Source organism: Streptomyces sp. NPDC005728, from assembly GCF_040630895.1.
Lineage (GTDB): Bacteria > Actinomycetota > Actinomycetes > Streptomycetales > Streptomycetaceae > Streptomyces.
The window spans coordinates 1-8,411 of record NZ_JBEXYL010000186.1; the positions used below are offsets into that span (position 1 = coordinate 1).

The 8,411-nt window shown below is 69.2% G+C and carries 7 protein-coding genes and 2 pseudogenes; all 9 read left to right on the forward strand.

What is annotated here, in order from left to right; genetic code table 11:
* Positions 1–491 precede the first annotated feature (491 nt).
* Positions 492–1,541, forward strand: a complete 1,050-nt coding sequence (locus ABZ471_RS46340; RefSeq protein WP_359075184.1) for a hypothetical protein — start codon at positions 492–494, stop codon at positions 1,539–1,541.
* 624 nt (positions 1,542–2,165) lie between these two features.
* Positions 2,166–2,402, forward strand: coding sequence for a hypothetical protein (locus ABZ471_RS46345; protein ID WP_359075185.1), 237 nt, complete (start codon positions 2,166–2,168; stop codon positions 2,400–2,402).
* 181 nt (positions 2,403–2,583) lie between these two features.
* Positions 2,584–3,108: a PadR family transcriptional regulator gene (locus tag ABZ471_RS46350; protein ID WP_359075186.1), complete on the forward strand. Its 525-nt coding sequence runs from the start codon at positions 2,584–2,586 to the stop codon at positions 3,106–3,108.
* Positions 3,105–3,797, forward strand: a complete 693-nt coding sequence (locus ABZ471_RS46355) for an ABC transporter ATP-binding protein (protein WP_359075187.1) — start codon at positions 3,105–3,107, stop codon at positions 3,795–3,797. The genes ABZ471_RS46350 and ABZ471_RS46355 overlap by 4 nt, the downstream gene beginning before the upstream one ends.
* Complete coding sequence (locus ABZ471_RS46360; RefSeq protein WP_359075188.1) at positions 3,794–6,142, forward strand: FtsX-like permease family protein; 2,349 nt, start codon at positions 3,794–3,796, stop codon at positions 6,140–6,142. Before ABZ471_RS46355 ends, ABZ471_RS46360 begins: the two co-directional genes overlap by 4 nt.
* Before the next feature lie 610 nt (positions 6,143–6,752).
* Positions 6,753–7,424 (forward strand): hypothetical protein, encoded by a 672-nt coding sequence (locus ABZ471_RS46365; RefSeq protein WP_359075189.1) that lies wholly within the window; start codon positions 6,753–6,755, stop codon positions 7,422–7,424.
* Positions 7,425–7,491: 67 nt separating this feature from the next.
* Positions 7,492–7,620, forward strand: a pseudogene (locus tag ABZ471_RS46370) (transposase); the annotation flags it as partial.
* Between the two features lie 197 nt (positions 7,621–7,817).
* Positions 7,818–7,895: pseudogene (locus ABZ471_RS46375) on the forward strand (winged helix-turn-helix domain-containing protein); the annotation flags it as partial.
* Between the two features lie 91 nt (positions 7,896–7,986).
* Positions 7,987–8,411, forward strand: a 425-nt coding sequence (locus tag ABZ471_RS46380) for a transposase (RefSeq protein WP_359075190.1), incomplete at its 3' end; no start/stop codon positions are given.

Below are 8,411 nucleotides of genomic sequence, written 5' to 3' on the forward strand. Positions count from 1 at the left end.
GTCAAGACCGCCCCGCGCCTCGTCCGGCCCGACCCTCGGGACCCGTCTCCGGGGGCTGGCGGCCCGGTCCTCACCCGTCCCGGGTACCGGCACCTGTCCGTCCCGGGGTGTCTGTCCGCGTCCCGGTCTCTGGCCCGTCCGGTTCTCGGCTGCAGGGGGGGCGCGCCTCGCCGGTCATCGGCTGCACGGGCGTAGACAGTCGGGCGCGGCGGCGTGAGTGGGGCGACGGCGACGTTGATGCCTGCGTGCTCGGCAGCCCGGATCCGGCCGATCGCGTGTGAGGCGGCACCGCGCGGCAGTCACCGTGATTGGGACTCCGGCGCCTCGGGTAGCGCGTTGTAGGCGTCAGGCCGGGGAGGCCATGACGTCTTCGGGAAGCAGCGCGCAGTTGACAGGAGGTCGGGTGCATGACTGGTGAGGGTGGGGCGGCGGGAGTGTTGCCTCCGGTGGCCGTGTTCAGTGAGCCTCTGCGGCCGCATCCCATGCCCTGTATGAGCGACAGCGCACGCCCGGTGGCTGGTCGATTGGCTGCCAGGCTCGTTGCCGTACCGGCGTTCGGGACGGTCGAGACGCGCACGGCGGCGCTGCGAGCGGCAGCGCACGCAGCCGGCGCTCTGGTGGCAGCACTGCCCGTCGCTGACTCCCTGGCAGACCCGCAAGAGCTGCCGGCCAAGTCCGCCGTCCAGGGCTACTTCCGGGTCCGCACCGCGGACCTCACCGCTGGGCAGGCGGCCCGGCAGGCGGCTGAGGTGATCCACCGGGGTCTGGTGGACCTGCGCGACACTCCGTTGGCAGGAAGTGACATCGCCCGTGAGACGGCCGCGATGCAGCAAGTGGTGATGGACCTCGCCGGAGACGACACGGACCTGACGGACGACGGGGGCGAGGACGTAGAGCCGGGCGCCGATGCGAAGACAGACGACCCGTCAGTCACGCCGCGACGGCCGGAGGACATGTGGCTGGCCCGCTGGATCACCGGCCATCACGTCCACGTCCTGTTCAACGTCTACGCCACTTTCGCTCTGCGCTCGGCCAGCCAGGCCCTGCGGGACGGCGACTGGCCTGAAGCCGCCGCCCTGCTCGCCCGGACAACCGTCTACGTACAGGGGTTCCCTGCCGCCCGTGCCCACGCGGCGGCGCTGCCCGCCGAGCACTACGCCAACGCCGTGCGCCCGACGATGGTCCCTACCGTGGTGCCGGTGCCGCTGAGCGGCAGCGCGCACTTGGAGTACCGCGCCTATCGAAAGGCCGTCGAAGAACTGATCGATGTGCTGCCCGAGCCCGTCGAGGAGCTGGCCCTGCATGCACCGGAACTCGCCTTCGCACGCGAGGCGCTGCTCGAGGCCGATCTGATCGAGGCAGAACGCCATGTGTGTCTCGTCGAACCGGTGGTGGGCAGCGCACGTTCTCTTGTCCAGCCGCCGACGACCACCGACAACGCGGTATCGGTGTTGCGGGCGATGCGCCACACGCGTGCCGCCTCCATCGCCCCATACGTCCGCTTCAAGGACACCCTGGCCGAGAAGTTGCCGGACGGGTGACCCGCCACCGACTCCGGCAAGTCGCCCATGACGGCGATCACGGAGGTGAGCATGGCTGTCTGCCCTTCGGCCAACGGAGAGCGATCGTGCCCGCATCGGCCCCCCAAATCCGCGGAGGACGAGACCGCGCGTGTTGCGCGCTTCGACGTCGTCATGCCGGGCCGGCTGCTTCCGCCGCGCCAAGAAGACGGACGTTTCCCCGCTGGCGCAACTGCGGTGGCAACACAGTGCACTACCACCACGTCGGGGCGAACATCCGCCCCTGGAATTCCGCCCCTGGCAGGATCAGCGCATGCTCATCACGCCCCGCCGGGGAACCGGACCGGCAAAACCTCCTCGATGCGCTGTGGACCGTGCACACAGCGGGGCGTAGCGGATGAGCAGGCTGCGCGGGACGCGGACGAACCGTCTCGGACGGCTTCACGTCCCGCAGCTGCCCCAGGTGCTCGGGGTGCGGCTCGCGGTCGCCCTGGACGAGAATCTCGTCGGTGCCCTCGATCTCGTACAGGGTGGGGCAGTCGCCGTCGTCTCTCAGTCGACCCTCACCGCGTGGAGGGCTGCCGGCATGACAACCTTTCGAGAAGTCACCCCGGACCACCTCCAAGACGCCCTGGAGGCCCTGGCGTGGACCGCCCGACGGCAACTCGCCATCCGGACCACCCGGCCCTGCACAGGAACACCCTGCAGCAAGTTCTGCCCAAGGGCCTGACCCTCGACAGACCGCGCCAGGACCGCATCCTCGACGTCGCCTTCACCACCGGCGACCCGCTCAAGCTCACGAGGCTCTTCGGCATCACCGAACAGACCGCCATGCGCTACGTCGGCACCGCCTACCCGGAGCGAACCGCGAAGCCCCGGTAGCCAGACGCCCCCCCGACGACCAGCGTGTCTCAGTCAACATGACGGCCTGTTTCCGAACCGTGACGATCGGCATTCCCGGCTCCCTCACCTGCACTGTCGTACACCCCGCCACGACCCGCACACACCGTGTATACGCGCCGTGTATACACGCCAGGTATACACCGCGTGTAGAGTGCGGGTCATGTCCATCGGTCACACCCTTTTGGGGCTCCTGGAGGCCGGCCCGCGCCACGGCTACGACCTCAAGCGGGCCTTCGACGAGAAGTTCGGTCACGACCGGCCGCTGCACTACGGCCAGGTCTACTCGACGATGTCCCGGCTGCTGAAGAACGGTCTCGTCGAGGTCGACGGGATCGAGGCGGGCGGCGGTCCCGAGCGCAAGCGCTACGCGATCACCGACGCCGGCATCACCGACGTACAGCGGTGGCTGGCGACCCCGGAGAAACCGGAGGAATACCTCCAGTCGACCCTCTACACCAAGGTCGTCCTCGCCCTGCTCACCCGGCGCGATGCCGCCGAGATCCTCGACTCCCAGCGTTCCGAGCATCTGCGCAGCATGCGGATCCTCACCGACCGCAAGCGCAAGGGCGACCTGGCGGATCAGATGGTCTGCGACCACGCCCTGTTCCACCTGGAGGCCGACCTGCGCTGGCTGGAGCTGACCGCCGCCCGACTCGACAAACTCCGTGAGGCTGTGACCCGATGACGACTTCTCCCCCCGGTTCCCTGCTCACCGCGCACGACCTGCGCAAGGCGTACGGCCCGACCCACGCGCTGGACGGTGCCGAGTTCTCCATACACCCCGGCGAGGTCGTCGCCATCATGGGTCCCTCCGGGTCCGGCAAGTCCACGCTGCTGCACTGCCTCGCGGGGATCGTGCCGCCCGACTCCGGGTCGATCACCTACAACGGGCGTGAACTGACGAAGATGAGCGATGCCCAGCGCAGCGCGCTGCGCCGCTCCGAGTTCGGGTTCGTGTTCCAGTTCGGTCAGCTGGTGCCCGAGCTGACCTGTGTGGAGAACGTCGCCCTGCCGTTGCGGCTGAACGGCTCCTCCCGCAAGGACGCCGAGCGGACCGCGCTCGGCTGGATGGAGCGCCTGGAGGTCGACGACCTCAAGGCCAAGCGTCCCGGCGAGGTCTCCGGCGGCCAGGGCCAGCGCGTCGCCGTGGCCCGCGCGCTGGTCACCGGACCGCGCCTGCTGTTCGCCGACGAACCCACCGGCGCGCTCGACTCCTTCAACGGCGAACGCGTGATGGAACTGCTGACCGACGCGGCCCGTTCGACCAACGCTGCCGTCGTCCTCGTCACTCACGAGGCACGTGTGGCCGCCTACTCCGACCGCGAGATCGTCGTCCGCGACGGCAAGTCCCGCGACATGGAGCGCGCCGTATGAGTCCTCGCCAGTGGGCCAGAGACCTGGCCATGGGGGTCCGCTTCGCCCTCACCGGCGGACGCGAGGGCTGGGTCCGGATGACGCTCACCGCCGTCGGCGTCGGCCTCGGCGTGGCACTGCTCCTGCTGTGCACCGTCCTGCCCAACGTGTTCGCCGCCCGCCACAAGGTGGAGGACGCCCGCTTCGACTACAGGTACTCCGACAAGGCCCCGCCGAAGGCCGACAACACCTTCCTGATCGCCGTCACCGACACCACCTGGCACGACGACGACGTCCGCGGCCGGCTCGTCGAGCCCGAGGGCAAGCGGGCACCGCTGCCCCCGGGGGTCGACAGCTTCCCGGGCAAGGGCGAGATGGTGGTCTCTCCCGCGCTGGGGGACCTGCTCGCCTCGGGCGGCGCCAAGCTGCTGCGGGAGCGGCTGCCCTACAAGATCACCGGCACGATCGGCGAGAGCGGACTCATCGGCTCCCACGAACTGGCCTACTACGCGGGCGCCTCGGGGCTGAAACTCACGGACGTCTCCCCGGTGCACCGGCTGACCGACTATGGCCACCCGGACGCGACACCCGAGAAGACCGACCCGGTGCTTCTGCTCATGATCCTGGTCGTGTTCGTGGTGCTGCTGACCCCGGTCGCCGTGTTCATCGCCGCCGCCGTCCGCTTCGGCGGCGAGCGCCGCGACCGCCGGCTGGCCGCGCTGCGCCTGGTCGGCTCGGACAGCCACATGACCCGGCGGATCGCGGCGGGCGAAGCACTCGCCGGAGCCCTGCTCGGCCTGGTCATCGGCACCGGCTTCTTCCTCCTCGGCCGTCAGACGCTGGGCTCCACCGAGGTGCTGGGCGTGAGCGTCTGGCCCAGCTACCTCGATCCTTCCCCCGCGCTCGCCGCGCTGGTCGCGGTGGCGATCCCGGTCGCCGCCGTACTCGTCACGCTGCTCGCGATGCGCGGCGTGGTGGTGGAACCGCTTGGCGTCGTGCGCGCGGCCAAGCAGCGCCGCCGCCGGCTGTGGTGGCGGCTGCTGCCGCCGCTGGCCGGCCTCGCGATGCTCTACCCGATGATCGGCAAGGGCCGCAAGAACGGCGACTTCAACCAGTACCTCGTCATCGGCGGCGTGCTGCTGCTGCTGATCGGCATCACCGCGCTGCTCCCCTGGGTCGTGGAGGCGGTCGTCGTCCGCCTCGGCAAGGGCGCGCTGTCCTGGCAGCTCGCGGTACGGCGGCTGCAGCTGAGCAGCGGAACCGCCGCACGCATGGTCAACGGCATCGCCGTCGCCGTGGCCGGAGCCATCGCCCTGCAGATGCTGTTCACGGGAACGCAGAGCCAGTACACCAAGGCCACCGGCCAGGACCCCGGCCGGGTCCAGATGCAGGTCGAGTTCAGCGACCGCAAGCCGCTGTCCGGTGTCGAGCGCGAATTCACCGGCACCAAAGGGGTACGGGCCGCAGTGGCCCTGGCCCAATCGCAGTACGGGGACGCGCGTCGCGACCCGAAGAACAGCAACGGCCTGACCGTGGGTGACTGCACCGCCCTGCGCGAACTCGCCACGCTTCCCTCCTGCAAGGACGGCGACGTGTTCATCACGCGAACGAGGAGCCACTACACCTCCCCCAGCAACGCCGGCGAAATCGCCGTGGTGAAGCCCGGTCGGCAGCTCTACATCGACCCGTCGTACGGCGACGCCGGCGAACGCGGCATCGAGGTGCCCTGGACCGTTCCGGCGAACGTGCGGGTGGTGGACGCGCGCAAGGACTCACTGCAGGACGCCAACGGTCTGCTGGTCACCCCCGCCGCCCTGCCGGCCAGGGCCGCGCCCGCATTGTTCTCGGACGGGGCCTACCTGCGTCTGGACCCGTCGGTGCCGGACTCACGGGAGTACATACGCAACGTCGTCGCCCGGATCGACCCCCTGGCACGCACCTACAGCTGGTCGGCGACCGAGGAGGACGTCAAGTACACCTCCATCCGCACCGGCCTGTTCGTCGGCTCCGCCTTCGTGCTGGCACTGATCGGCGCGAGTCTGCTGGTCTCCCAGCTGGAGCAGCTGCGCGAGCGCAGGAAGCTGCTCTCCGCGCTGGTCGCCTTCGGCACCCGGCGCCGCACGCTGAGCCTGTCGGTGCTGTGGCAGACGGCCCTCCCGGTCGGACTCGGCCTCGTACTGGCCACAACGGTGGGTATCACCCTCGGCTCGGTGCTGCTGAAGATGACCCGTACACCGGTGGCCATGGACTGGGCGAGCGTCCTGACCATGACCGGCGTGGGCGCGGCCGTGGTCGGCGTGGTCACGCTGCTCAGCCTGCCGCCGCTGCTGCGGATGATGCGCCCGGAAGGCCTGCGCACGGAATAGCCCCTCCCACATCCCCCGAAGTGGGCTCCTCCTGCCAGGAGGAGCCCACCCCTGCACGCAGGCAAGCCGGTCGGCATCACCACAGTCACCGTCATCGGCGCACAGCAGGATCCGCAGTCGAGGCGAGCACGCCATCAGACGGCGTCGGCCGGGAGCCTGCCGACAGCGACCAGGCAGAGCTCTGCGGCCGAACGGCTCGCTGCGTCACCCAGAGCAGGCATCGAGCATCGCCGCCAGCGCCGGGCAGCCTGGCCGGCACCGCTCAGTTCGGCGACCACCCGCTTGCGCAACCGGCGGTCCCGGCGCCACTGCCTGGAACGCAGATCCGCAAGGGCGGAGCCGAATCGGCCGAGATCTCGTTTGCAGCAGCATTGCGGCATTGAGAGTACGCGGAGGGGGTCTCCTTCTCTCTACCGAGTGAGTTTTCGATCCGGACCCCTGGTAAAAGGTCGCTCCGCGGACAAGATCGTCGTGAGGCGCGGCAGCGTGGCGCCACACGAGTGCATGACCGCGCGATACCTGGAACTGCCGAGAGGTGACCGCCATGTCCTTCCGGGGGAAATCCCTTCGTACTTTCTCCGCCGTCACCCTGGGAGTTGCACTTCTGGGGATGAGCGCCGGTCCCGTGCAAGCGGTTCCAGTCGGGCACCAGAAAACACAGAAAACTGCCCGGGCTTCCGACAAATGGCGCGAGACGGCCGTCCAGTACGCGGACGCCCACTGGAACTGGACCACATGGGACGACAGCACCCCCCGGGCGAAGGACGGCCAGGCGCAGCCGTATTTCGAGTGCGCCGAGTTCGTCGCTCGCGCCCTTGCCGCGGGCGGCCTTGTCCCCGGACTCAAGCCGGATGATCCTCAGGACTCCTATTACCACTACAAGGCACCGAACGGCAAGGAATACGATCTCCTGCTGATCTCGGACGTCATCGGCTACCGAAGCCTCTACGACTTCATCATGGACTACGATCTCGGCACGGATGTCGGCGACAATCCCGCCAAGGCTCAGCCCGGCGACGTGGTGGTCATCTTCAACTCGGACTACTCGGACAAGCTGCACACGGGTCTCGTGGCGCAAGAGGTGAAGGGCGACGCGGATTCGACCGTCGACGCCCACAACAAGGCGCACTACCGACGCACGTACCAGAAATTCGACGCGGACGGGCACGCCCACGTCATCCATCTCGATCCGGGTGTGGTCACCTCACTGAAGGCCTCCGTTCAGCCGCCCTCCGACCCGGACTTCATCCGATCCCACGCCAGTCACGCTCGCCCCTTCTAGAGATCTTTGACGGTGCGGGTTACGTCGGGTCGTGACGGCTGTCGTGGACCGCGCTATGGCCGGGAGGATGAGGTATCCCGGTAGCGGTGGATTGGCGGCCGAGGAACGGGCTCGGCGCGAGCAAGTCCGGCTCGCAGCCGCTGACCTGATCGAGGCCGGGGCCAGTGACCCGGAGGTGGCCCGGTGGTTCAGGGTGACCAGGATGTCGGCGAACCGCTGGCGGCGGGCGTTGGCATCGGGCGGTAGGCAGGGCCTGGCCTCCAAGGGCCCCAGCGGCGCCCGTGGCAAGCTGATGCGGGTCAACTCCGGCTGCTGGAAACGGTGTTGGAGGCCGGCCCGGCCGCCTCCGGCTGGAGTGACCAGCGCTGGACGCTGGCGAGGATCGCAGAGATCGTGCGCCGCCGGTTCGGTGTCGAGTGCACCCTGGCAGGACTGGACCTGCTGCTGCACCGCATCGGCTGGAGCGTGCAGGTGCCCTCCCGCAAGGCCACCGAGCGGGACGAGGCGAAGATCGCCGTCTGGAAGGACGAGCAGTGGCCCGTCATGAAGGAGGGCGGCGGACTTGGGCGCCTGGCTCTGCTTCGAGGACGAGGCTGGCCAGGGCCTGAGGCCGCCCAAGGGCCGCACCTGGAGCCGCCGGGGCCACACCCCGGTGGTGCGTGTCACCGCTGCAGGCACCACACGTGTCTCCATGGCGGCGCTGATCTGCACCAAAGCCGGCCACCGGCCACGGCTGATCTACCGCATCCACCTCGACCGTGGTCCCGCCAAGGGCCGTCGCAAGGGCTTCACTCAGACCGACTACGCCCGCCTGCTGGATGCCGCGCACCAACAGCTCGGCGGCCCCATCGTTCTGGTCTGGGACAACGTGAACACACACATCAGCCGCACCATGCATGATCTGATCGCCGCCCGATTATGGCTGACCGTCTACCAGCTGCCGCCGTACGCCCCCGAGCTCAACCCCGTCGAGGGCGTTGGTCGCAC

Excerpts from the sequence above, each read along its gene's own strand:
- ABZ471_RS46365 (WP_359075189.1), top strand. The coding sequence starts at position 6,753 with ATGAGCGCCGGTCCCGTGCAAGCGGTTCCAGTCGGGCACCAGAAAACA.
- ABZ471_RS46340 (WP_359075184.1), top strand. The coding sequence starts at position 492 with ATGAGCGACAGCGCACGCCCGGTGGCTGGTCGATTGGCTGCCAGGCTC.
- ABZ471_RS46350 (WP_359075186.1), top strand. The coding sequence starts at position 2,584 with ATGTCCATCGGTCACACCCTTTTGGGGCTCCTGGAGGCCGGCCCGCGC.
- ABZ471_RS46355 (WP_359075187.1), top strand. The coding sequence starts at position 3,105 with ATGACGACTTCTCCCCCCGGTTCCCTGCTCACCGCGCACGACCTGCGC.
- ABZ471_RS46360 (WP_359075188.1), top strand. The coding sequence starts at position 3,794 with ATGAGTCCTCGCCAGTGGGCCAGAGACCTGGCCATGGGGGTCCGCTTC.